This window comes from Methylocystis sp. JAN1 (assembly GCF_052186135.1).
In the GTDB taxonomy this organism is placed as follows: domain Bacteria; phylum Pseudomonadota; class Alphaproteobacteria; order Rhizobiales; family Beijerinckiaceae; genus Methylocystis.
The window spans coordinates 3179259-3204095 of record NZ_CP181499.1 but is presented as its reverse complement, the minus strand read 5'-3'; the positions used below and the strand labels follow the sequence as shown (position 1 = coordinate 3204095).

Below are 24837 nucleotides of genomic sequence, written 5' to 3'. Positions count from 1 at the left end.
GGGAGACGCCCGAATCACCCTCATTCGAATCTCTCAGACTCGAATTGTCCAGACCTTAATGAAAGATTAACGAGCGCCCGCGGCGGCGCCCTCCTCAGGAGAGGGCGCGCGTGGCGATGTCCTTCGTGTCCGGCGAAAGCCCTTCCTGATCAACAATATGACGCAGTCTCTCCTCGACCAGCGCGCGCCGGCGCGGCTCCAATGTGCGCCATGAGCGAAGGGCCGACAGAAGCCTTGCGGCGAGCTGTGGATTCTTCCGATCGAGTTCGAGCACGATCCGCGTGAGAAGATCGTAGCCGGAGCCGTCGAGCGCGTGGAAGCGAGTGAGATTGGCGTTGGAAAAGGCGCCGACCAGCGCACGAACGCGGTTGGGGTTCGCGAGCGAAAAATCGGGATGCGACATGAGCTTGACGACGCGCTCCGTCGTCTCGGGCTCTGGTATCGTCGCCTGCAGCGAGAACCATTTGTCAAGCACCAGCGCGTCGCCCTTGAACCGCTCGTAGAAATCGTCGAAAGCCGCCTCGCGCGCGTCGCCCCCCAGGAAGGCGAGCAGCCCCAGCGCGCCGAGGCGGTCGGACATATTGCCGGCCGCGGCGAATTGACTCTGGGCGAGCGCCGAGCCTTTCGCCGGGTCGCCTGCCGCGACGAGGTCGAGCGCCACCGCCTTGAGCGCGCGCCGTCCCGCGCTCGCCGCGTCCGGCGTGTAGGGGCCAGCGTCGGCGAGGCGCGCATAAACCGCCTCGGCGTCGGCGCCCAAAGCGCGGCCGATCTCGTCGCGCAGGCCGATGCGCGCCGCGAAAAGCACGTCGGGATCGACATCGCGCCCCGCCTCGCGCGCCAGATCGATTTCGGAGGGCAGAGAGAGCGCCTGCGCGGCGAAGGCCGGATCGGAGTCGGCGCTCGCGAGAATGCCGCGCAGCGCGCCGACGAAGCCGGGCGCGGGCGGAAGGGGCGCGCCGTTCTTCGCCGCGTCGACCCGCGCGAAAATTGCGCGCAGGGCCAGGCTCTGCGCGGCCTGCCAGCGGTTGAACGGATCGTCGTCGCAGGCGAGCAGCCGTTCGAGGTCGGCGCTGGCGGGCGCCGGCTCCAGCCGCACGGGCGCGGAGAAGCCGCGCAGCGCCGAGACCACCGGGCGCGACGGGACGTTCGTGAAGGTGATCTTGCGCTCGGCGTCCGTGAGTTCGATCAGGCCGCGCACAAGTTCGTCCGGCCGCGCGTCCGGACTGGCGAGATCGAGCTTTTCGCCATTTTCTCCGAAAAGCGCGAAAGCGATGGGGATGACGACGGGTTTTTTCTCGCTCTGGCCCGGCGTAGGAAGCGTCTCCTGGCGGAGCGTCAGCGCAAAGGACTTGGCGTTCGCGTCATAGGCGCCGGCCATGGACAAGACCGGCGTTCCCGCCTGGCTGTACCAGAGCGCAAAATGCGAAAGGTCGCGCCCCGAGACTTCCGCGAAGCAGGCCAGAAAATCCTCGACCGTCGCCGCCGCGCCGTCGAAGCGCTCGAAATAGAGATCCATGCCGCGGCGGAAGGTCTCCTCGCCGATCAGCGTGCGCAGCATCCGCACGATCTCCGCGCCTTTCTCATAGACGGTCGCGGTGTAGAAGTTATTGATCTCGTGGTAGATCTCGGGCCGCACGGGATGGGCGAGCGGACCGCCGTCCTCCGGGAATTGGGCGAGACGCAAGCCGCGCACGTCGCTGATGCGCTCGACGGAGCGCGAGCGCATGTCGGCGGAAAATTCCTGATCGCGGAAGACGGTGAGGCCTTCCTTCAGGCAGAGCTGGAACCAGTCGCGGCAGGTGATGCGATTGCCGGTCCAGTTGTGGAAATATTCATGCGCGATGACGCCCTCGATGCCGGCATAGTCGGCGTCGGTCGCCGTTTCGGGCGACGCCAGCACATATTTATCGTTGAAGATATTGAGGCCCTTATTCTCCATCGCGCCCATGTTGAAGTCGGAGACGGCGACGATGTTGAACACGTCGAGATCATATTCGCGGCCGAATTTCTCCTCGTCCCATCTCATGGAGCGCTTCAGCGCGTCCATGGCGTAGGCGGCGCGCGCTTCCTTGCCGTGCTCGACGAAGATGGCGAGCGCAATCTCGCGGCCGGACATGGTCGTGAAATCGTCGCGCACAACGCCGAGATCGCCGCCGACCAGCGCGAAGAGATAGGAGGGCTTCGGGAAGGGGTCGCGCCACACCGCGTAGTGGCGGCCGTCGGGAAGGTCTCCGGTTTCGCCGGGATTGCCGTTCGAGAGCAGAATGGGCGCCTCGGCCTTGTCCGCCTCGATCCGGGTCGTGTAGACGCTGAGCACGTCGGGCCGGTCCAGGAAATAAGTGATGCGTCGGAAGCCTTCCGCCTCACATTGCGTGCAATAGGCCGAGCCCGAGCGGTAAAGGCCCGAGAGCTGCGTGTTGGCCGTCGGATTGACTCGCGTTTCGATTTCAAGCGTGAAGGGCGCATCGGGGACCGTCTCCAGGAGCAGCCGGTCCGGGGCCGCCGCATATTCGCGCGGGTCGAGGGCTCTGCCGTCCAGCTTGACGCCGATCAAGGTCAGGTCGTCGCCGTCGAGGGAGAGGGGGGCCCCCGAGACGCCTTTGGGATTGCGGCGCAGGGAGAGCGTGGCGACGACCTTCGTTGCGGTCCGGTCGAGGGAAATGTCGAGCGCCACGGCGTCGATCAGGAAGTCGGCAGGGCGGTAATCGACAAGGCGGACGGCGACATTGGCGGGATGGCGCATGAAATCCTCAGGAAGGCGGGACGAATCTCTTAACCGTCAAATATAGGCGGGGCGGGGCGGTTTGCGACCGGCAGCGCCCCCGCCTTTTGCGAACGCGTTCATTTTCCTCTAGAAAGTTGCGTTAACGTCCTGTTAGCGCTTGAGCCGGCGATCCCGGCCGCTCAAAAACGCCACAAGGCCGCCGGGAGCCTTTCACCTTGATCGGCGCAGCTCGCGCTCTACCTTGGCAGCATCATCCTCATGCGGCGAAATCTTCTCCTCATCCCCCTCCTTGTCGTCTGCGGCGCCCTTCGGGCGTTGGGCGCGCCCCCGGCCGCGCCGTCGCACGACATACTGGTGCCGCTCACGGAGGAGCAGGTTCACGCCGCCGGCGTCGAAACGCAGCCGGTCGAGGCGGAGTCCGGCGTCGGCGAGATCGTCGTCCCCGGCGTCGTCGCGGTGCCGCCGCAGCAGTTGCGGATCGTCGCCGCGCCGGCGGCCGGCCTTGTCGAGACGCTGCTCGTCGCCCCCGACGAAGACGTGAAGGAGGGCGATCCCATCGCCACGCTGAAATCCTCGGAGCTCGTCGAGGCGCAGCGCGCCTTTCTTATGGCCATGTCGAACGCCAATCTCGCTGGGGAAAAGCTGCGCAGGGACGAGCAGCTCTTCAAGGAGCGCATCATCGCCGAGCGCCGGCTGATCGTGACTCGCGCCGAGGCCGCACAGGCGCGCGCGACGCTCGACGAGCGCGGCCAGATCCTCGCCCTCGCGGGCATGACCGAAGCGGAGATCGCAGAGCTGCGCAAGGATCGCAAACTCGCCGCCTCGCTTCTCGTCCGGGCGCCGATCGCCGGCACCATTCTGCAGCGGCACGGCACCACGGGCGAGCGTGTGCAGGCCTCGGCGCCGCTCGTCACCATTGCGCGGCTCGATCCGATATGGGTCAATCTGCAAGTGCCGCTCGGCCGCGCCGTCGCGCTCGACAGCGTGGAGCGCGTGCATCTTCCCTCCGCCGGCCTCGACGGCAAGCTGATCCGCGTCGGCCGCACGGTCGACTCGGCGACTCAGTCCGTGACGGCGGTCGCCGAGTTTCGGCCCGGCCGCAGCCCGCTTCGGCCAGGGCAGGCCTTGACCGCCATTCTGCGCGTGAAGGGCGGCGGCTCCTCGCAGTGGCGCGTGCCCGCCGACGCCGTCGTGAGCCATCTCAACCATAGCTGGGTCTTCGTGCGTGTGGCGGAGGGGTTTCGCGCCGTCCCCGTCACGCTGGTTTCGGAGACGCCGCAATTCGCTTCCGTCCAGGGGCCGCTGGCGGTGGGCGAACGCGTAGCGACCCGCGGCCTTCTGACGCTGCTCGCCGAGCTGGCCGAAGCCGAGAGCAAGTGACTTTATGCTCGAGCGCCTGATCCACTTCTCGCTGCGGCAGCGGCTTCTCACTTTCCTCGGCGCCCTCTTCATCTCCGCCTGGGGCGCGATGAGCTATCTGAAGCTGCCGATTGACGCCTTTCCCGACGTCGCGCCGGTGCAAGTGCTTGTCGCGATGCGCGCCCCGGGTCTCACGCCCGAGGAGCTTGAGACGCGCGTGACCGCGCCGATCGAGATTGCGGCCAAGGGCATTCCCTCGCTTATTCGCATGCGTTCCACGACGCGCTATTCGGTGGCGCTGATCACCTTCGAGTTTGCCGAGGGGACGGACATTTATTGGGCGCGCGCGCAGGTCAATGAGCGCCTCTCGCAGGTTTTCGACCAGTTGCCGGCCGGCGTCTCGGGCGGGCTGGCCCCCATCGTCACGCCGCTCGGCGAAATGCTGATGTTCACCCTCGTCGGCGGCAATCTCACGCCGACGGAGCAGCGCAGCCTGCTCGATTGGACGATCCGGCCCGCCATTCGCGGCCTGCCGGGCGTCGCCGATCTCAACGTGCTCGGCGGCTTCGTGCGCACTTTCGAGGTGGCGCCGTCGCCTTCCGCCATGGCGGCGCGCGGCGTCACGGTCGAGATGCTCGAATCGGCGCTCAAGGACAACAATCGAAACGACGGCGCGGGCCGCGTGCGCGACGGCGAGGAGGCGCTGCTCGTTCGCGCCGAAGGCCGGCTGCGCTCGCTGGAGGACATACGCTCGGTCGTCATCGCCGCCCGCGCCACGGGCATCGTGCGTGTCGGCGACGTGGCGGAGGTGCGCTTCGGCTCGCTGGCCCGCAACGGCGTCGTGAACAGAAACGGCCGGGACGAAGCCGTCTGGGGGCTGGTGCTCGGCCTGCGCGGCGCCGATGCGCGCATGGTGGTTACGGGGGTGAAGACGCGCCTCGCCGAGCTGGAGCTCAACCTGCCCAAGGGGGCGAAGATCGAAATCTTCTACGATCGCAGCGAGCTGATCGGGAAAGCGGTCTGGACCGTGCAGAAGGTGCTGATCGAGGCGATCGTCCTTGTCGTCATTCTTCTCGCGCTCTTTCTGGGCAATCTCCGAGCGGCTCTGGTCGTGTCCGTCATTCTGCCGCTTGCGGCGCTCGCGACCTTCGGCGTCATGCGGCTCTGGGGCCTTTCCGCTAACATCATGTCGCTCGGCGGCCTCGCGATCGCCATCGGATTGCTCGTAGACTGCGCCGTCGTGGTTGTGGAGAATGTCGAGCACAGGCTGGGAGAGTCGCATGACGCAAGCCTTGCCGACCGCGTCTTCATGACGCTTGAAGCCACGAGCGAGGTCGCCGCGCCGCTTGCCTCGGGCGTCATCATCATCGTCACAGTCTTCATGCCGCTGCTTTCGCTCGAGGGGCTGGAGGGGCGCCTCTTCGCGCCCGTCGCGCTGACGATCGCTTTCGCGCTGGGCTCGGCGCTCATCCTGTCGCTCACCGTCGTGCCGGCGCTGAGCGCGACCATTCTCCGTCCCGGCCATGCGGACGAGCCCTGGCTGGTGCGCAAAATCGCCGCAATCTACGAGCCTCTCTTGGCGCGCGCGTTGGCGCGGCCGCTGGCCGTCGCGGGCGTCGCCGTCGCCGGGCTCCTGCTCGCGGGCGTCGCCTATTCGCGCATCGGCCAGACCTTCATGCCCGTGATGAACGAGGGAACGCCTGTCATCACCATCCGCAAACATCCAACGATCAGCGTCGCCGTCGCCGCCGAGACCGACCGGCTCATTCAGCGCGAGATCATGGAGAAGGTCCCGGAGGTGAAGGGCATGATGGCCCGCGCCGGCGCGGACGAACTGGGGATCGATCCGGTCGGCCTCAACGAGACCGACAATTTTCTGACGCTTGCCCCGGAGAAGGAATGGCGTGGCCGCGGCATGGATTGGTTGATGGGCGAGATCCGCAAGGTGCTCGACCAGATCCCCGGCATTTCCTACGCCTTCTCGCAGCCGATCGACATGCGCGTGCAGGAGATGATCATCGGCGCGCGCGGCGACGTCGTGGTGAAAATTTTCGGCGACGACATCAACGAGCTCAACCGCCTCACCCGGGAAGTGGCGGCGGAGCTGAAGAAAATCCCCGGCGCCCGCGACGTCTTCGGCCTGCAAAACGACGGCATGCGCTATCTGACGGCGCGCGTGGATCGTCTCGCGGCGGGCCGCTTCGGCCTCAACGCCGGCGAGATCCAGGACGCCCTGCGCGTCTGGGTCGACGGGCAGCAGGTCGGCATTGTTCTCGAAGGCCCGATTCGCACGCCGCTCGTCGTGCGCGGCTCGGAGACCTCGCGCCGGTCTTCTGTCGATTTCGCGCGCCTGCCGATGGTCTCGAACGACGGAAAGGTCGTGGAGCTATCACAGCTCGCCGAGGTGCAGGTCGAGAACGGACCCATTCAGGTCATTCGCGAGGAGGGGCGGCGCTTCGCAACCGTGCTCGCCAATGTCGAGGGCCGCGACCTCGTCGGCTTCGTCGAGGATGCGAAAAAGGCGGTCACCAGCCATGTGACGACGCCGAGGGGCTACAGCTATCATTGGGGCGGCCAGTTCGAGAACCAGCAGCGCGCCTCTGCGCGGCTCGCCGTCGTCGTGCCGATCGCGCTCGCCCTGATCTTCATTCTTCTCTATTTCACTTTCGGATCGTCCCTTCAGGCGACGCTCGTCTTCTGCAACGTGCCTTTTGCGGCGATTGGCGGCGTTCTCGGGCTTTGGCTGTCGGGCGAATTTCTCTCCGTTCCCGCATCCGTCGGTTTCATCGCCCTCATCGGCATCGCCGTGCTCAATGGCGTCGTGCTGATCTCCTACATCAATAAGCTCATGGCGGAGGGAAACCGGACGACGCGCGAGGCGGTGGTCGAAGGCGCGCGCCGTCGCATGCGGCCGGTGATGCTCACCGCGACCATCGCCGCCTTCGGCCTCATCCCCTTTCTCTTCGCCACAGGCCCCGGCGCCGAGATCCAGCGGCCGCTGGCGATCGTCGTGATCGGCGGCCTGATCTCCGCGACCGTGCTGACGCTCATTCTTCTGCCGATCCTTTACGATCGCGCCACGGGCTGGCGTCTTCGCGCTAGGCGCGCGCGCCTGGCCAGCCGTCGGACTTCGGCATGAGGCTGCGCGCTTTCGCCCTCGCGCTTTCGGTCGGCGCTGTCGCGGCGACGGCCGCGGCCGCGCCGAAGACAAGCGGCGCGGTTTCCGTGAAGGGCGGCGAGGGGCCTGTCGAAAGGCGCGGCAAGAAGCCGTTGGGCCACGTGCTCGCGCGCCATCTCGACATGGCGGTGGCGATCGACGCGCAGAGCAAAGCGCTCGAAGCGCAGTTCGGCGCGGTCTCGGCGCGCTATGCGACGACGCGTTCGATCTCGCCCGGCTCGCCCTATGTCGGCGGCGCGCAGCGCAACGCCGTCGCCGGCAATCTGCGCAACTACAACGAGACCGAAGTCGAGGCGGGGCTGCCGCTCTGGCTGCCGGGTCAGCGCGACGCCATGGAGGCGACCGTCTCGAGCGGGGTGATCGAGATCGAGGAAAAGATCGCCCTGCGCCGCCTCGATGTCGCGGGCCTGCTGCGCAACGCCTGGTGGAGCGCTCAGCACGCCGCGCGCGAGGTCGACGTGGCGCGGAGCCGCGTGGCGATGGCGCGCGAGATCGGCGCCGACATGACGCGGCGCGTCGAGCTCGGCGACGCGGCGCAGGCCGACGCGCTGCTCGCCAGGAACGAATTGCTGGCCGCCGAGACCGAACTCGCGCAGGCGGAAGGCGCCGAGAAGATTGCGCGCGTGAACTACGCCGCGCTCACCGGCGGCGCGCCGCCAGACGGAACGCTCGAGACGATGAAGCCCGCGGGCAATATTGAAAATCATCCCGCGTTGCGCACGCCCCTCGCCGCTTTGCGCCGGGCCGAAACACAGTTGCAGCTCGTGGAGGCGACGCCGATCGACAATCCGGATGTCGGCGTCTTCGGGCGCCAGGAGCATAATCGGCAATATTCGACGGACCCTTCGCAGTCCATCACAGACCAGTTGACCAACGCCACGACGGTCGGCGTGCGGATCCGCATCCCCTTGCCCACGGACGGCCGTCAGGAGCCGCGCCGCGCCGAGGCGATGGCCGAGATGGCGCGCGCCAAGGCGGAATATGAAAAGGCGAGGCGCGTCGTGCTGGCGGAGGTCAAAGCGGGGCGCGCCAATCTCGCCGCCGCGCAAAAAGCCGCGCGACTCGCCGCGCAGCGCCTCGCGGTCGCCAACGAACAGTTCAATCTTTCGCGCAAATCCTTCGCGCTCGGCGAGATCAACGCCTTCGACCTCTATCGCGTGCGGCAACTGCAACTCGACGCTCAACGAGCTCAGGCGGCCGCGTCTGTGAATGTCGGGCAGGCGATATCAAGGGTGAACCAGGCGCAGGGTTACGCGCCATAGCGCGCAGGCGACCTGTCGGGTCATCGCCGCGGCATTGGCGGCAGGCCGCCGGGACCGCCAAACCCGCCGCGACCGCCAAACCCGTGCGGCCCCGGAAGACCGGGAGGGCCGAAGCCGCCGCCCGGCCCGAAGTCGCCGGGCTGGGGCGCGCCGTCGAGATTGCCGGGAACGCCGAAGCCCGGGCCCGCGCCGCTCCCTTCCGACGCAGGCGCGCCGCCGCCATTCGTCGCGCCGGGCGTTTCGATCTCGCCCCGACGCTCCCCCGCCGAGCCGTGCGCGCCGAGCGTCTCTGTCGTCCGGAAGGACTGGATCGCCCATCCGCCGGCCGGGGAGAGCTCAAAGCCGATAACGGCGCGGACGACTCCCTGAAAACGCATGTCGCCTGTCTGCGGCAAATCGAGACCGCTCGCGGTCGTCGCGGTCGAGCCGTGGCTTTCCAGATAGGTCTCCGCAAGGAAGCGCGTCGGACCGCGCGGAAGCCAGGCGTCGCCAGCGATATGCGACACGTCGAGAGCCGCGCCGCTCAACGCGCCGCGCGCGACCATCCGACGTCCGACCATCGATTCCGCAACGCCCGAAAGCGGCTGGCCGCCGATCTGCAACCGCCCGTCCTTCGCTCTCGTCACCGTCCCGACGACCTGCAAGACGCCGGGCTCGACCGGCTCGACGAGGCTCGCGACGATCGTCTGGTCCGGCATACGCAAGCCGCTGACCGCGACATGCCGGCCGACGACAAGGCCATCGCTCTTCACATTGCCGCCGAGTTCGATCTTCTGTCCCAGAACCTGCATCTTTCTGCCGGAGATCGCTTCGATCGCGCCGACCGCCTCGCGCAGGATCTGGATTTTCTTCGTCGTGAACCTGCCGCCCTCGCGCGTGGCGACGAACGACGCGACATGTCCGATCCGCATGGAGGCGGCGTCGGCCGCCATGCCGTCGACCGTGATTTCCACCTCGGACGGATAAGAGACGTGAAGGCCATTGACGATGACGCTGCCGAAGCCCCGTATCGTGCCGACGACGCCCGTGCCCCCGATCCCGTTGTCGGGATCGGGCAGGGGGGAAACATAGCCGGTGCCGCCAAGGCCATTGTCCTTCGGACTTCTTCCCGAGCCGTAAGCGCGGCGCGACGCAAAAGACAGCAAGGCGAGGAGCAGCGCGCCGAATTGGCGGCGCGACGGGCGGCGGTCGAGACTCACGGCTGCGGCTCCTCGTCGTCCGCGCGCCGCGGCTCCTTCTCGCGGTACACATAGACGCCGAAATTCCAGCGCCATTCGCCGTCTTCGCTGTCTTTCTCGAGCGACAGCGCTTCCCGGTTCGCGGCGAGGAGCGCATTCATCGCCAGCTCGCGCGACAGCGCCTCCAGGCGCCGCGCGGCATCCTCGGAGAGGCCCTCGTAGTGAACCGCGCGCTCCAGGAAAGGCGAGGAGTTCGAGGCGATGTTCGCGACGGCCGCCGCAATGTGATCGTGGAGGTTCCTGCCGAAATAATAGAGCTGCCGCTCGTCGCCGCGTTTGGGCGCAATCGCAGCCTCCGTGAGAACGACCCTTCCTTCTGCGTCGATTTCCGCGATCCTGCGGTCGAGCCATTCGTCGAGCACGGCGCGCGGCCGAACGTCGCGCGTCACTTCCTCGACGAGGGTCTCGAAGGTCGGGCCTTCCCCCTCGGACCCGACGCGCCGCAAAGGGGCCGGCGCGCCGTTTTCATCAGTGAAACGCGGATCCGCCATCCAGAGAGCGACGATCTGAGTGGTGCGCGAGACGGCGGCCGGGACCATTCGAACCGGAGCCCCGGCGCTTCTCAGGCGGCGGACTTCCTTGCGGTGGATGCCCGTCAAAAGGCTGATCCGGCTGTCCGTCTGCTCCTTATCGGGCAGGGCGAAGTCGTGGACCGCCACATTGACGTAAAGCTCCCGAAGCAGGTCGCACAGCGCGGGGAAGGTCGTTCCGCAACTGATGAAAAGGCGAACGAGCGGCCGCAGCAGCCGGGCGATCGGCTGCTGGAGGCGCGCGGCGTCGGGAGGGCCCTCTTCATTGGCGTCGGCCATGGAAGTCCGTAGCGCGAAAAAAAGTGGGACACAATCCCACGTGCGGCTTGACGTGAGAAAAATTCCCACGCATTTAATTTGCGTGGGAAAAAATCACACGCAGGGAGTCGCGATGACCCGTAGAGTCTCATTCGTCGAGCCGTCCGAATGGCCGCATCGCGGCAAACCCATGCGCCCCGCGCTCGCGCCCGGTTTCGCCCTCTTGGCGCGGGCGTCGCACGGGAGCGGCCAAGGCGCGGGGCGCTCGTGCGGCGCGCCCTTCGGGAGCGCGACCAAGACGGACGCCTGCGCGCCGAAAAGCTGATCGCGTCGATCGCAAGCGCCGCAGACCGCCGCGCCCGTTCAATCTGTTCTCGCCAAAACTCAATGCCGCGCCGGGGACGAAGACAGTCGTCCGTCCGGATGGCGGTTCGTTCTCGAAGGGGAAGGATATGGAGACGCCGAGCGCCTACGAAACGAAGGTGACGCACTATCTGGCCGCGCAGGCGCAGCGAGAAAACGTCGAAATGCGTCGACGGCAGATCGAGGATTCCGTCGATCCCATCACTACCTTCGCCTATCTGCGATTGCGGGAGCTTTACTGGACAGTCACCCGCATGCTGGGCCTTTCGTTCCTGCATGACGGGGAGAGACGGCGGAGGCGCTCGAGCATCGTGCGCCGTCCGCCCCTTTCGAACGACGCGGCGCTGGAACTGTCGTTGTCGCTCGCCTCACGGCGCATTTTCATCGATGTCACGCCTACCGCGAGATTTGGAGGGAATACGGGAATTCAGCGCGTCGTTCGCGAGATCGCCAAACGGGCGATCGCATCTCCCTTCGCCTTGCCGGTCGTCATTCAGGACGGCGTCGTCATTCCTTACTACGATCACCCCACCGCGCCGCGATCGATCGAGTTCACGGCGGGCGACACGCTCGTATTGCTGGACGCGTGCTGGGGTCTGACGGCGGATTATCTGCCGATCGTTCAGAAACTCGAGGCCGCGGGCGGACGGCTCGTCACCGTCGTTTACGATATCATCCCCTTGATGCATCCGCTGTCCGTGCCCCCGAAAATGGCGGAAACTTTCAGCGAATGGTTCGAGACGTTCGTGCTCGCGAGCGACGCGGTGGCTTGCATCTCCAAAAGCGTCGCGAAGGACTTCGTCGAGTTTACGTCGCGCAATTCGCTCGTCGTCAAACCCGGCCTTCGCATCGGCTGGTGGCGGCTCGGCGCGGATTTCGCCAACGAAGATATGCGCCCGGTTTCGCACACGGTAGAGGCCTTCACCGCGAGCGAAACGCCTTATTTCCTGAGCGTAGGCTCGCTCGAACCCCGAAAAGCCTATCCCGTCGCGCTCGACGCTTTCGATCGGCTATGGAATTCGGGCGTCGATCTTCGCTACGTGATCGTCGGGCGGGCAGGATGGCAGAGCGATGCGCTCGCGCGGCGCATCCGTCGCCATCCTGAATATGGGCGCCGTCTTTTGTGGCTCGACAAAGCGAGCGACGCGGATTTGCGCCGCTGCTATGAGCGCGCCGCCGCGCTCGTCTTTCCGTCCGCGATCGAAGGCTTCGGGCTGCCGCTTGTCGAAGCCGGAGGAGAGGGCCTGCCGGTCATCGCTTCGGACTTGCCCGTGTTTCGTGAAATCGGCGGCGGCCAGGTAGATTATTTCAAACTTCTGGATTCCGACGATCTTGCGGAAAAGATCGAGCGACGCTTGCGCACGCCGGCATCGAAGACGCGAACGCCCGCCTACAGCTGGGAAGATTCCGCCAGAGCGCTCGTCGATCTGATTATGAACGACGGTTATCAGATGCGAGCGGACGCGGCGGGCCTTTCCGTGTCGAGCGCGAGAGAGGGGCGGTCATGATTTTGCCGCCGATCGCAAATGTTCAACTCGTCGTCGATTTGCTCCACGACACGCTTTGGGAGGCGTCCAACGCGCTCATCGTCGCCGGCGTCCTGTTTTTTGTCGCCGTCTTCGGGTTTTTAATCCTGGGAAAAGGATGACCCGATCATGACCTTGAAGGCTCAGGGCTTCGACAGCCCGTTGTCGTTGATGAATTTAACGACCGCCTCCGTCTCGGAAGCCGCGCGGCGGGTCGCGGTAGGTTCGACCGTCCCACGAAAAAAGGAGGGGAACCACCCGAAGTTGCGCACGTTCCACTTTTCCTTCGGCAGCACGGCGGGATCGACGCCGGGGATAGATGCGCCTTTTACGAGGTCCAGCGTGCGGCGCGTGTCCGTGTGGCAACTGACGCAGTCCGTGTTGAAGAAGTGGCTGCGATCGGCGTTGGCGACGAGCTCGACGGTCTCCTTTATCTTGGCGATTTTCGCAGGGTCGCTCACCGTCGCGTCGCCCATGTCGAAGAGCGCGGCGGTCGCCAGGCCCTTTCGCTCCGCGACGGGCAGGGCCGCTTCGCTCGAGGGCAGGGCGGCGTGCCTGCAGGTGACGGGATTGAGATTGTTCGGCGCCGGCGTCGGCATGACCTGATGCGGCGTCTCCAGCACGGCGAGCGCTTCAGCGAATTGCTTGCCGTCCAAAGCAGGGCTCCGCACCGGAATGAACCCGCCATTCGGCAGGGTGGGAACCACGCCCGGGGGAACCGGAGCCATCGCCAGGAAGATCCACGGCTCGGGGGCGCCGGCGTCGAGCCCCATCACCGCCATGGCGGTGAGCTTGTCGCCGGAAAGATGGCGCTCCAGCACCTCGACGAGCGCGTTCTTCAACGGCGCCGCCGACCGTTTGTCGGCCAGTCCCGGATGCACGCCGAGGGGCTTGCCGGCCGTCGCGATCTTGGCGCCGCCGAACTTCCCCTCGGCGAGGTCGTCGCGTAGCGTCGCGAAGTCGCGCGCCAGCTTGCGGAAGGCCTCCAGGTCGGGCTTGGGGCGCGGCGAGCAGCCGGGCTGCGCGGGCGCGTCGGCGCCGGCGGCGAAAGTGTAAATCACATGCGCCGTCACATCGTGGACCTGGACCCCGCCATCCGGCTTGCGCGTCACGGGCTGGACGATGAAGCGCAATTGCGGGGATTGGCCGAACTGCGCGATGATCTCGCTCGTCAATCCGGGCGCGCCGGGGTCGATGCGCAGGCCGGCGACACGCCAGGCCTTGATGTCATGGGCGTCGGCGGGGAGTTTGATGTGGTGGCTCCCGACCGTCGCCGCCGGGCTTTCCGCATTGGCGATAAACTGGGCGAAGGCCGTCGCGGGCCAGACCGGTTCGCGCTTCGCCGGGTCTTTCGGATCGGGAATGGTCAGATCGGCGACGGCGATCGTATTGTCGAGATCGGCGGCGTTCTTCGGCGGCGGGAACAGCCATGAAACGTCGTTAGCGGCGAGGGGCGCCTGCGATGGCGCGGGGGCCGGCGGCGCGGGCGCGTCGTCCGCGGCCAGCCTGTGAGGCGCGGGCGCATTAACGTGAGGGACGGGCGCATGATGCAGATGGCGCGCATGCGCATCCGACGACGCGGCCGGGGCCGCGACGAGAAGCGCGACGAGCGCGCTGGCGCGAGGGGTTCGAGAGCGCGTGAGCTTCAAGAAAAACATCGGCGAATTCTCCAAAAAGTCGAATTAAAAAAACCTTGATCGTTCCTAAGCTTATTCCCTAATCAAGGCGTAAGGCAAGGGCCTGCGAGCGGCGCAATTCTCCGCCCGCGCGCGCATGATCAGGACGCTGTCGCGCTCAAACTTGCGCGTTCAGGAAAACCATCACGCGGTCGATCGTCGCCTGATCGAGGAGCAGGGGCGCATGACCCTGTCCCGGGACGGTGTATTGCTCGAGCATCGGCGCCTTGCGCGCCATTTCGTTGAACACGTCGATCGACAGAATGTCCGACGTCTCGCCGCGAATGGCGAGGATGGGGACCGCCGACAAGGCGGCGAAGGGCTCCCAGAAATCCGCGATCTCGGCCTCCGGGTCGATGTCGTCCAGCGTGTGATTGAGCTCGGGATCGTAGCGCAGCTCCACCTTGCCGTCCTTTTCCTCAAATGTCTGGCGCGCGAACATCTCGAACTGTTCGGGCGTGACGGCGGGAAAGTTCGCGCTCATCGCAAAGCGCATCAGCGCGGCGGCGTCGCTCATTTTTTGCAGCGGCGGCATCTTGCCGACATAAGCCTTGATGCGCAAAAGCCCGCTCTTCTCGATCACCGGGCCAATGTCGTTCAGCACCGCTGCGCGGATCACGCCCGGTCGGTCGGGCGCGATGCGCATCGTGTGGAGGCCGCCGCGCGACGTGCCGAAGAAGACCGCTTCGGAGACGGCGGCGTCGCCGAGGACGACGAAAATGTCGTCCTCCTCGACGTCCGGATCGTAATGACGCCAATCCTTGTCCCATTCGGAGCGGCCGCGTCCGCGATAATCGAGCGCGAGCACGCGCCGGCCCGACCGCTGCGCCGCCTCGGCGACGAGGCAAAAGTCGTCTGCCGTGCGCGCGAGTCCCGGCAGGCAGACGAGCGGCAGGCGCGACGGTTCGGGACAGGGGTAGTCGAGGTAGTGGAGGCGCAGGCCGTCGCGCGCGGCGACGAAGCGGCTGGCGGGCTGGCGTGTCGGGCTCAAGCGCAACGCTCCTTTTTCGGAGCGTTTTACACGCTCGGGGGCGGCGTTGAAAATCCTGCCGGCGCGACGCTTCGCTTCCTTGACTTCCGGCCCGGTTGCAGCGAGGTTCCGCGCGCCCGTGAGGCCGCCGGGCGCCGTCTGATTTCGCCAGGAAACACGCCAGCACATGCGCTCCTATCTCGACTTCGAAAAGCCCGTCGCCGAACTCGAAACCAAAGTGGAGGAGCTGCGGGCGCTGGCCGAGAAAGGCGAGGGCGTCTCGATCGCCGAAGAGCTTTCCAAGCTCGAGGCCAAGGCGGCCAAGGCGCTCGCCGACCTCTACGCCGGCCTCACGCCCTGGCAGAAGATTCAGGTCGCGCGCCACCCGCAGCGGCCGCATTTCTCGGATTATGTCGCGCAGCTCGTCGCGGAATTCACGCCGCTCGCCGGCGACCGACTCTTCGGCGAGGATTCGGCCATTGTGGGCGGCTTCGGCCGCTTCAAGGGCGAGCCGATCTGCATCATCGGGCAGGAGAAAGGCTCCGATACGGCGAGCCGGCTCCATCACAATTTCGGCATGGCCCGCCCGGAGGGCTATCGCAAGGCGGTGCGCCTCATGGAGCTCGCCGACCGTTTCGGCCTGCCTGTCATCTCTCTGGTCGACACCGCCGGCGCCTTTCCGGGCATCGACGCGGAGGAGCGCGGCCAAGCGGAAGCCATCGCCCGCTCGACCGACGCCTCTCTTTCCCTCGGCGTGCCGAATGTCGCGGTGGTCGTGGGCGAGGGCGGCTCCGGCGGCGCCATCGCCATCGCCGCGGCCAACAAAGTGCTGATGCTGGAGCACGCGGTCTATACCGTCGCCTCGCCGGAGGCCTCGGCCTCCATCCTCTGGCGCGATTCGGCCAAGGCGCAGGACGCCGCGACCAGTATGAAGATCACCGCGCAGGACCTGCTGAAATTCGGGATCATCGACGTGATCGTCTCCGAGCCCGCCGGCGGCGCCCATCGCGATCCCGCGGCGGCCATCGCTTCGGTGGGCGAAGCCGTCTCCGGCGAGCTGTCCCGTCTGACAAATCTCTCCCGCGAGCAGCTCCGCGCCCAGCGCGCCGAAAAGTTTCTCAATATGGGCCGGAAGATCGACACGAAGGCTTAAATCGCCGGCGCTGCCTCGAAATCGGGCGCGTTCATGGCGCCACGAACACTTTCTGGTCCAAATCTCGGCGTTAGCTGCTACGCGGCGGAGATGGCGGGAGTCCCGCTGGTAAGGATTGGGTTACGCGACTGTGTTAGATTTGCCACAGTTGCGTATATGTGCGCGGGCGCCGGGGCGCAGAGGAGAGCTGAGCGCATGAAGTACTGGGTCTTGAAGCCGGCCGCGGCGGCCGCCGCTCTCGCTGCGCTTTCTCTCGCCGCTTGCCAGGACAGCGGCGTCACTCAGCGCGCGCTGGCGCCCGTCCCTCCCGAAACGCTGGCGAAGATGGCTCAGATCGGCACGACCAAAGAGTCGCCGATGCTGATCCGCGCCTATAAGAAAGAGGCCGAGTTCGAAATCTGGAAGATGAACGGGGAGGGCAAATACGTCCACCTCAAGACCTTCCCCATGTGCCGCTGGTCGGGCCAGCTCGGGCCAAAGACGCACGAAGGCGACCGCCAGGTGCCGGAGGGCTTCTATTCGATCACCCCGGCGCAGATGAACCCCAACTCCGCCTATTATCTCTCCTTCAATGTCGGCTACCCGAACCAGCTCGATCGCGCGCTGGGTCATTCGGGCGGCACCATCATGGTGCACGGCGCCTGCTCGTCGGCCGGCTGCTTCTCGATGACGGACGCGCAGATCGCGGAGATCTACGCCATCGCCCGCTCCGCCTTCAATGGCGGGCAGCGCGCGATCCAGATGCAGTCCTATCCTTTCCGGATGACGGCCGAGAACCTCGCCAAGCATCGGCTTGATCCGAATATCGCGTTCTGGAAAAATCTGAAGGAGGGCAACGATCATTTCGAGGTGACGAAAGAAGAGCCGGCCGTGGCTTTCTGCGGTCGCCGCTACGTCTTCAACGCGCAGGCGAGCGGCCATATGGATCCGCTCTCAGCCTGCCCGCCCTTGAAACACGACCCCGAGCTGATCGCGAGCGTCTCCGCCAAGGCGTCGAAGGACGAGGAAAAGATCGCCCAACTCGCCGAAACGGTGAAGCCGGTTCGCGTCGTCTATCAGGATGGCGGAATGCATCCGAGTTTCCTGGCCCACGTCGCCGAGACGAGCCGCCCCGAGGCCCTGACGGCCCCGGTCGAAATCGCGCTGGACGAAAGGCCCGTGAAGGCGGGCGCCAAGGCGACGCAGCTCGCCGCGAAGTCGCCGGTGGTGACGATGGTCGCCGCCAAGGCCGCCGCGCAGACGCGCGAGGCTGAGACAACCAGCGTCGCCCAATCGCTCGCGCCGGATGATCGCCGCGAAATGTCGGCGCTGGCTCCGGACGACAGCCCCACTGCTTCCATCAAGAGGGCGCTGGGCGTCAAAAAATAAGCCTCCGGGTTGGACCGCGTTTCACAGCCGCCGCTTTCGAAGGGAAGAGGCGGCTTTTTCGTTGTCAGCGACGCAAAGGAGCGCGCCTCATCGCCTCGCTCCTTTGCGACCATTGCCCGCGCCTGCGGCGGTCATTTCGCGGTGAGCGTCTCGATCTAGTTATTGATATAGCATGTGAATTTGTTATCCTTGACCTTAGGCGGCAGGCGTTTTGCCGCAGATCCGGATTTCCGTCTCATCCGCTTCCGTGGTGGATTCGTCTTCGCAGGGGCGCGCCGTGTTTGGGCTCCGCGCGGCGGCGATTGAGTCGGATTTTGCTCGCGGAAAAGCGGGTGAGCCACGGACGGAGGCGTCGTCGGATATGAGCGGATTTCGGATGGTTTTGGCCGGCATCGAAAATGTGCCGATCGTTCACTGCCACATTCCGCGCACGGGCGGCATGTCCGTTGACTATTATTTCCGCAATGTCTTCGGGGACGAGAGTTGCATGCGCCTCGGCACAGGCGAAGACTTCATCCGCATCCGGAATCCGGACGATCCCTTCTACGCCTTTCGATGGAAATATCTTTCCGCTCACCTTCCGGCGCGAGAGATCATGAACCTCATGGGCGAGCGAAAGTTCTTCATGTTCACGATCATCCGCGATCCGGTCGAGCGCGAAATCTCGTCGTTCAAGAACATCGTCGAGCACAGCTACGCCGAACATTCCCGCGATATTCGCACCTTCGACGATTATCTCGACATGAAAGAGCGCGAAGGAGAGAGCAATCTCCAAGCCCATTTTCTTCAGGTCGCCAGACAGCCGGCCCGATCGGTCTCCGCCGTCCTTTTGCAATATATTTCGGCGGGGCACGCGATCATGACCGTCGCCAAAAACTACGTGCTCCAGGAATATATTCGGGTCACGCTCGGCTCGCCGCATGTCATCGAGCCGCATAATGTCAGCGTGTCCCGTTTCAATCTGACCAGCAAGCAGCGGCGCCGCCTGGAACGCTTCATCGAGCAGGATCTCGAACTCTATGAGCTTGTCTACGAAGCGGAGCGCACAGGCGACCTGTTGAATGATTGGCGGATCAGCTGGCGGGCGACCGGGCCCTCGCCGCATACGCCGGCGCCTGGCGCGCCGCCGGAAAGTCCGGCCGCCGCTCAATCCTACGCGCCGGGACCGCATCCATAAGCTTCTTTTAACCATGCCCGCGATAAGGCTTGCAGAACGCACAGCGAACGTCTATAAATGTTCATGATTTGTTTGTAGCGAGCGGCGTGCCAGGGGGCAGATTATGCTGACGAAAAAGCAGAGCGATCTGCTGCGTTTCATCCATGAGCGGCTCAAGGAGTCCGGCGTTCCGCCTTCTTTCGACGAGATGAAGGACGCGCTCGACCTGAGATCGAAATCCGGCATTCACCGTCTCATACTGGCTCTCGAAGAGAGGGGCTTCATCCGGCGGCTTCCCAATCGCGCGCGGGCGTTGGAAGTCCTGCGATTGCCCGAGTCGGCGACGCCGCGCGGCGGCGGGGCGCGCCCCGGCAAATTCGCGCCTTCCGTTATCCAGGGAAATCTTGGCCGCGTCCGTCCGCTGCACGAACGGGGCGAAGAGGAGGCGAGCCAGCAGGTTGCGATCCCCGTGATGGGCCGCATCGCCGCGGGCACGCCGATATCCGCGATTCAGAGCCGTAGCCATACAATCAACCTGCCGCCCGACCTGCTTTCCACCGGCGAGCATTTCGCGCTGGAGGTACGCGGCGATTCGATGATCGAGGCGGGAATTCTCGACGGCGACACGGTCGTCATTAAAAAGCAGGATTACGCCGACACGGGCGACATCGTCGTCGCCTTGATCGAGGACGAAGAGGCGACGCTCAAGCGGCTGCGCAAGCGCGGCGCGTCGATCGCGCTGGAGGCGGCGAATCCGGCCTATGAGACTCGCATATTCGGGCCCGACAAGGTGCGCATCCAAGGAAAGCTCGTGAGCCTGTTGCGTAAATATTGACGTTGTGACGAAGCCTGGCGACGCCCTCATGCAAGAGGGACATGTCGGGCAGCGCAGGTCTTTTTGGGACTCGTCCGATCGTGGCGCCGCCGTCTGACTGGAATGGCGTGGCGCATTCGCTGACGCGGCGACGCGGTCGGAGGGGCTTAATCCAAAGGTTCGGCTCGTTCGGCGTCTTCTCCCTCGTCCTCCTCGGGGAGCGCCGGCCGCTTCTCCTTCTGCTTCGGCCGCGGCGACCAGGGCCGGTCTTCGTCGATCCCGCGCGCGGCGGTCCAGGCGACCGCGCCGTCCTTCCTTAAGCGCAATGAAACGGCGCCGGTTTCAGCGAGTTTCCGGCGGTCTATGACGATCGGCGCCGCGCAGCCCTCGGGCGCTCGCAGAGGCGTGATGACGATGGAGGCGCGGGCGCAGTCTTCGAGGAAGGCCGCGCGGGAAACCACGAGCGCGACAAGTCGGCCGTCGACGGCGCGCCCGACGCAGCCCTGTTCGTCGCAGCCGACGTCGCCTTTCGCCTCAGACGCTGCGCGCGGGTCGGCGTCCGCGCGCAGCCATTGCTCGGCGGCGAAGGCGCTCGGTTTCTTTCCAAGCAGCATCAGCGCGCCCGAGGGCGCCCGCAAGGCGGCCGCCTCTCCCGTCGCCGGCACGGCGATGTCGAAGCCGGGGCCGCTTCTCGCGCCGAGAAGCCCGATGAGCGCGAGCGGTATCGCTGTCGCCCGTAGCGTCCAGCTCCGCCACAACACGGCGGACAATACGGCGAGCGCCAGAAAGACGATGGCCCAGGAAGCAAAAGCGCGCACATGGAGACTTGCGCCTGGCGCATTCGCGATCGCCCCCGCAAGCCAGGTCACGAGGCGGATGCCCGTTTCGAGATAGCGCCAGACGAAGCCGTCGAGGCCGAAGGGATAGAGCGCCGCGCCGATCAGAGCGCAGGGGACCGCGAAAAATTCGATGACGGCGAGCGTGAGCGGATTGCCGATCAGCACATAAGGGCTGATTTCGTGAAAGTCGTTCGCCATGAAGGCGGCGGTTGCGGACGTCGCGCAGAATGTTGCGACGAGGGCGCTGCCGGGCCCGTGCAGCGTCCGCTCGAGCAGCGCTTCGCGCCATTCGGAGAAGCGGCTCGCGACGCCCGGCCCGCGCGCTTGCGCGCGGCCCTCCGCGAGATGGTCGCCACGCCATTCATAAACGGCGATCAATGCGGCGACTGCTGCGAATGAGAGCTGGAAACTCGCGCCGAGAATCGCCTCCGGCTCAAAGACGATGACGAAGAAGAAGGCGAGCGCCAGATTGCGCATCGATAATGACGGACGGTCGAAGAGCGTTGCGGCGAGCATGATGAGCGTCATGACCAGCGCCCGCTCCGTGCCGACGCGCGACCCCGTGCCGATGTCGTAGAGAACGGCGCCGACAATCGCGAGCGCCGCCGCCCACTTCTTGATCGGATAGTTCAGGGCCAGAATCTGCGACGCCGCCATCAGTCGCCGCAATCCGACGAAGAAGATGCCGGCGACGAGCGTCATCTGCATGCCGGAGATGGTGACGATGTGAAAAATGCCGGCGCGGCGGATGAGATCTTTGGCGTTTTCGGATAGATATTCGCGCTTGCCTGTCACCATGGCGGCGGCGATGGCGCCCGCGTCGCCGTCGACGGTTTTGTAGACACGCGACGCGAGCGCGTTTCGCGCGCGATCGACCGACGCGAAGAAGCGCAGCGACAGCGGCGCGGGATCGGGAGGCGGCATCGTCTCAATGCGCCCGAGCGCTTTGCCGACGCCGCCGAGCCGCGCGAAATAAGCGTCACGCGCGAAGTCGTAGCCGCCGGGCAACGCCGCGCGGGCCGGCGGCGTCAACCGCGCCTTGAGCGCGATGAAATCGCCCGCCTCGAAACCCGGTTCGCTCCGGATCGTCAGCCGTACGCGCGCAGGAACAACATCGCCCGGCAGTCCCTCGGCGCTGGCGACGCGAAGGATGAAGCGCGCGCCCGTCGGCCGAAGGTCGATCTCCTCGACGAAGCCCGTGAGGTCGCCGACGCCGGTTCGCGGCAGGATGGGCGCGGCGACGCGCGCCGCGCGCCATGCGGCAGAGGCGAAGCCGGCGGCGACGAAAGCGAGCGCAAGGAATAACGCATAGGCGCGCGCATGGCGCCTTGTGAGGAAAGCGAGCAGGGCGATGACGGCGACCGCGCCGAAGGCGAGAGGGAGAGAGGGCTCGCGTTCCGCCGCGAAATAGAGGACGACGCCCGCTCCGGCGGCGACCGCGCGCCATAGAAAGGGACGCCGAAGCTCGACCTCGCGCGCATATGCGCCTTGCAAAGCGAGCGCGACTTTTTGCAGGCGCGGCGCAAGCGGTAAAGCGAGGGCGGAGCCCCCCGGCTCGTCATGCTCCGCCGCGCGCGTCGCGTCGCTCACTCCAAAGCCTCGAAAATATGACCTCGGCTAGGAGATTAATGCGAAAAAAAGGCCTGCGCTACGGCTACGGCGTAGCTAGCTCGAATGATCAGGCTGGCGGCCGGTTTACGCCCGCGCGCGGGCCTTTCGCTTCTTGCCGCCCCGCGGTCCCTGACCGTGGCTGCGTCCCTCGCCCCGATCTGGCGAGAGCGTCTCGCCTGCGTCCAGCGGCGCATCCATGCGCGCATAGCGCACGCCGAGGAAGAAAAGGATCTGCGCGTCGCCGACTGACGGCGCGCCCTCGTCGCGCGAGCTTTTCTCGCGTCTCCGGAAGGCGACAACCTCCCCCATTTTCGACCCCTCGCAACGGCTGCGGCCAAAAGTGAATCGACCGTTACTTCGATTAGGGGTCCGCGAGGGTTAATGTTCCGTCAACGTCCTCATGCTAATTTGAAAGCCAAGATCGCGTAAGCGTTTGAGTGAGTAGCGCGTCAATGCAAACAGAGAAGAGTCAGCGGCGAATCGTCGACGCCTCGCTTCTGCGGGCCATTGTCGACCAGTTCGTCGAAAGACCCGCGCATCCGGTCGGCGACATTAAGCAGTTCGAGCGGCTTGCGCTCGGCCTGATCGGCATTGTCGACGCGGAATCCGTCGCGCGCATCGCGCGGCCGCTTTGTTTTCATCCCGAAACGCCGCCCGCAATTTTTCCTCGTCTCCTGGAGAAGGGCGGCGCTTGCGCGGAGCTCGCGATTGAATTCTCCCCGGAACTGCCGCGGGCCGGAATGCTCGCGGCCGCGCAGCAAGGGTCTCCGGCGCTCGCTTGCGCCCTCGCGAAGCGCAAGGATCTCGATCGCGAGGTCGTGGACGCGCTCGCACAGCGCGGGGAGCCGGAAGTGCTGCGCGCGCTTGCCGCGAACTGGTCGGCGCATCTCGACGCGGCCGCGCGCCGGGCGCTGGTTCAGGCGGCGCGAGACGACCTGACCCTCGCGCGCATCCTGCTCGACCGCGACGATCGCGCCATAGAGCCGGAGGCGCTCTTCCTTGCCGCCTCGGGGCTGGAGCGGACCGGCATCATCCTCAACGCCTGCCGCCGCGCGCTGTCGGGCGGGCTGAGCGAGACCGCTCGGGCCGACATGATCTTTTCCCGGCGGCTCGAAAACGCGGCCGCGCGGCGGGACCGCGATGCGATGGCGACCCTGCTCGCCGACGCTCTGGAATGCCGCAAGGAGCGCGCCAGAGCCATCGTGTCGGACAGCGGCGGTGAGGCGCTCGCTTTGGCGCTGGCCGCGCTCGGGATCGATCCGGAGGCGGCGATTCGCATTTTCCTTTGCGCCGATCCAGCGATCTCGCACGACACGGACCGCGTGCGCGCGCTGGTCGCGCTGGTGCGCTCGACGCCGCAGCGCGCCGCGATGCAGATCGTTTCAGCCGCCGCCGGCGCGATGCGGGCGGAGCGCGATGCGCAGCGGCGTCTGACGCGCGACGACGTGCTGGCGGGCGGGCCGGGCTGGCGGCGCGCGACGACGCGGATTGCGGCGGAGCCCGTTCGTAAGATCGATCAGTCGGCCTGATTTTCGAGAACCCATGTGTCATTCCCGGCAGGCTGAAGGCCTGATCGGGAAAGCCAAGCGCCCAACGCTCTCCCCGCATAGCGGGGGCCCTTGCGGGGAGAGGGAGCGCGCGTCGCCTTACGCCGCGAGATCGACGAAGACCCGGCCTTCCCTGTCCTCGATTTCGACGATCCACAGATCGGGGTCGAACATGATTTCGCGTTTGAGGCGGGCCTCGGCCTCGGCGGGCTCGACCCAGTCGCCCTTGTGAACCTTGGAGAAGAGCCGGTCGACGCCTTCGGGCGTCTCCTCGCTTTGGGGGGCGGGGCCGTAAACGGCGGCGCGTCCGTCGAGGCGATCCAGCTTGATAAAGAGGGCGCCCGCTTCGGCCGCCCCGCGCCGCCGCAACATGGCGACGGCTCCCTGCGTTTCAGCGCGGCGAATGAGCGCTGCCGCGAAAATATCGGATCGGAGACGCATCGGGCTAATCTAGGGCGAAACGCGCCTCCGGTCTAAGCCTGTTTACTGGCGCGGGGCGGCCGCGCGCGTCGCAAGCAGCCTGACAATCTTGGGGGTGAGTTCGCCCTTCGCCGGCAGGCCGTTCTCGCGCTCGAACTTCTCGATCGCCTGCTTTGTGCCGGCGCTCACGACGCCGTCGGGCTTCACGACATAGCCGAGTCGCTGCAGGGCGCGCTGGGCGGACGCGACGCTGTCGCTCGGCCCCTGGGCCTGGGCCTGATTCTGGGCCTTGGGCGCCTGTGTCAGATTTCTGGGAGCTTGCGCCGCGCTTTTGGCCGGGGTCTGGGCGTGCGCCTGCGCTTGCGCCTTGGACTTCGTGGGGGCTTTCGGCTCGCCGAGCATGGCGGCGATCGGGTCGCGGGCGGCGGCGTCGCGTCTTTTATCCGCCTTCGCCGCCGGGACGGCGTCGGGCCTGGAGAGCAACGCCTTCAGGGCCACGGCGTCGGACTTGCCCGGCTTGGCGACGGGCGGCGCGATTTCCGGCCTGACGATCTCCGTTCTGGCGGGCTGCGTCTCGATGCGGGCCGTTTCCGGCCGATCGGCCCGCTCCAGCGCCGCCGGCGCGTCCGCGTCCTTCTGCGGCGCGAGGGCGCGGGCGGAGAAAAGCGGCGCCGGATGGCGGCCGTCCTGCAGGAAGAGGGCGTTCATCGGCACGCCGACAAAGGCGAGTCCGCCGATGCCGAGCAGCAGCATCATGCCCATCCGCTGAGGCGCGAAAACGCGCGCCAGCACGGAGGGCTTCCTTTTGGCCGTGCGCGGCGGCGTGGGGGCCGGCTGAGCGGCG

The 24837-nt window shown here is 66.3% G+C and carries 19 protein-coding genes; 10 read left to right on the top strand and 9 right to left on the bottom strand.

All coding sequences use genetic code 11. The features are described 5' to 3' along the window. Positions 1-94: 94 nt before the first annotated feature. A complete protein-coding gene (gene pepN, locus ACNHKD_RS15290) occupies positions 95-2743 on the bottom strand; it encodes an aminopeptidase N (protein ID WP_442754340.1) in 2649 nt (882 codons plus the stop codon). 240 nt (positions 2744-2983) lie between these two features. On the opposite strand from pepN, the gene ACNHKD_RS15285 reads away from it, so the two are divergent. From ACNHKD_RS15285 to ACNHKD_RS15275, 3 genes are read left to right on the top strand one after another with little or no spacing between them, the layout of a single operon-like run. Continuing rightward, positions 2984-4105 carry an efflux RND transporter periplasmic adaptor subunit gene (locus tag ACNHKD_RS15285; RefSeq protein ID WP_442754339.1) on the top strand — a complete coding sequence of 374 codons (1122 nt, stop codon included), beginning with the start codon at positions 2984-2986 and terminating at the stop codon, positions 4103-4105. Between the two features lie 4 nt (positions 4106-4109). Beyond that, a complete protein-coding gene (locus ACNHKD_RS15280) occupies positions 4110-7223 on the top strand; it encodes an efflux RND transporter permease subunit (protein WP_442754338.1) in 3114 nt (1037 codons plus the stop codon). Next, positions 7220-8524, top strand: a complete 1305-nt coding sequence (locus ACNHKD_RS15275) for a TolC family protein (RefSeq protein ID WP_442754337.1) — start codon at positions 7220-7222, stop codon at positions 8522-8524. The genes ACNHKD_RS15280 and ACNHKD_RS15275 overlap by 4 nt, the downstream gene beginning before the upstream one ends. A gap of 20 nt (positions 8525-8544) precedes the next feature. Here the strand turns inward: ACNHKD_RS15275 and ACNHKD_RS15270 are convergent, their stop codons facing one another. Then, a complete protein-coding gene (locus tag ACNHKD_RS15270) occupies positions 8545-9723 on the bottom strand; it encodes a hypothetical protein (RefSeq protein ID WP_442754336.1) in 1179 nt (392 codons plus the stop codon). Beyond that, positions 9720-10571, bottom strand: coding sequence for a DUF6502 family protein (locus ACNHKD_RS15265; protein WP_442754335.1), 852 nt, complete (start codon positions 10569-10571; stop codon positions 9720-9722). Before ACNHKD_RS15265 ends, ACNHKD_RS15270 begins: the two co-directional genes overlap by 4 nt. Positions 10572-11002: 431 nt before the next feature. Between ACNHKD_RS15265 and ACNHKD_RS15260 the strand changes: the two genes are divergently transcribed. Then, positions 11003-12421, top strand: a complete 1419-nt coding sequence (locus ACNHKD_RS15260) for a glycosyltransferase family 4 protein (RefSeq protein ID WP_442754334.1) — start codon at positions 11003-11005, stop codon at positions 12419-12421. Beyond that, entirely contained in the window at positions 12418-12561 is a 144-nt protein-coding gene (locus tag ACNHKD_RS15255; RefSeq protein ID WP_442754333.1) for a hypothetical protein, read from the top strand. The genes ACNHKD_RS15260 and ACNHKD_RS15255 overlap by 4 nt, the downstream gene beginning before the upstream one ends. 21 nt (positions 12562-12582) lie before the next feature. Here the strand turns inward: ACNHKD_RS15255 and ACNHKD_RS15250 are convergent, their stop codons facing one another. After that, entirely contained in the window at positions 12583-14097 is a 1515-nt protein-coding gene (locus ACNHKD_RS15250) for a hypothetical protein (protein ID WP_442754332.1), read from the bottom strand. Positions 14098-14233: 136 nt separating this feature from the next. Further along, the gene (locus tag ACNHKD_RS15245) at positions 14234-15106 is read right to left on the bottom strand and encodes an alpha/beta fold hydrolase (RefSeq protein ID WP_442754331.1); all 873 of its coding nucleotides are present in this window, start codon (positions 15104-15106) and stop codon (positions 14234-14236) included. 166 nt (positions 15107-15272) lie between these two features. Between ACNHKD_RS15245 and ACNHKD_RS15240 the strand changes: the two genes are divergently transcribed. The 4 genes from ACNHKD_RS15240 (at position 15273) to lexA (ending at position 19597) form a co-directional block, all read left to right on the top strand. After that, positions 15273-16238, top strand: coding sequence for an acetyl-CoA carboxylase carboxyltransferase subunit alpha (locus ACNHKD_RS15240; RefSeq protein ID WP_442754330.1), 966 nt, complete (start codon positions 15273-15275; stop codon positions 16236-16238). Positions 16239-16433: 195 nt separating this feature from the next. Beyond that, a complete protein-coding gene (locus ACNHKD_RS15235) occupies positions 16434-17606 on the top strand; it encodes a L,D-transpeptidase family protein (RefSeq protein WP_442754329.1) in 1173 nt (390 codons plus the stop codon). 361 nt (positions 17607-17967) lie between these two features. Next, a complete protein-coding gene (locus ACNHKD_RS15230) occupies positions 17968-18783 on the top strand; it encodes a sulfotransferase family 2 domain-containing protein (protein WP_442754328.1) in 816 nt (271 codons plus the stop codon). A 103-nt stretch (positions 18784-18886) separates the two neighbouring features. After that, the gene (lexA, locus tag ACNHKD_RS15225; RefSeq protein WP_442754327.1) at positions 18887-19597 is read left to right on the top strand and encodes a transcriptional repressor LexA; all 711 of its coding nucleotides are present in this window, start codon (positions 18887-18889) and stop codon (positions 19595-19597) included. A 146-nt stretch (positions 19598-19743) separates the two neighbouring features. Here lexA and ACNHKD_RS15220 read toward each other — a convergent pair whose 3' ends face one another. Beyond that, positions 19744-22005, bottom strand: coding sequence for a ComEC/Rec2 family competence protein (locus ACNHKD_RS15220; RefSeq protein ID WP_442754326.1), 2262 nt, complete (start codon positions 22003-22005; stop codon positions 19744-19746). Between the two features lie 105 nt (positions 22006-22110). After that, positions 22111-22335 carry a hypothetical protein gene (locus ACNHKD_RS15215; protein ID WP_442754325.1) on the bottom strand — a complete coding sequence of 75 codons (225 nt, stop codon included), beginning with the start codon at positions 22333-22335 and terminating at the stop codon, positions 22111-22113. Between the two features lie 143 nt (positions 22336-22478). On the opposite strand from ACNHKD_RS15215, the gene ACNHKD_RS15210 reads away from it, so the two are divergent. After that, complete coding sequence (locus tag ACNHKD_RS15210) at positions 22479-23555, top strand: DUF2336 domain-containing protein (RefSeq protein WP_442754324.1); 1077 nt, start codon at positions 22479-22481, stop codon at positions 23553-23555. 117 nt (positions 23556-23672) lie between these two features. Here ACNHKD_RS15210 and ACNHKD_RS15205 read toward each other — a convergent pair whose 3' ends face one another. Further along, entirely contained in the window at positions 23673-24014 is a 342-nt protein-coding gene (locus ACNHKD_RS15205) for a DUF1491 family protein (protein ID WP_442754323.1), read from the bottom strand. 42 nt (positions 24015-24056) lie between these two features. Then, the gene (locus tag ACNHKD_RS15200; RefSeq protein WP_442754322.1) at positions 24057-24785 is read right to left on the bottom strand and encodes a peptidoglycan-binding protein; all 729 of its coding nucleotides are present in this window, start codon (positions 24783-24785) and stop codon (positions 24057-24059) included. Positions 24786-24837: the final 52 nt, after the last annotated feature.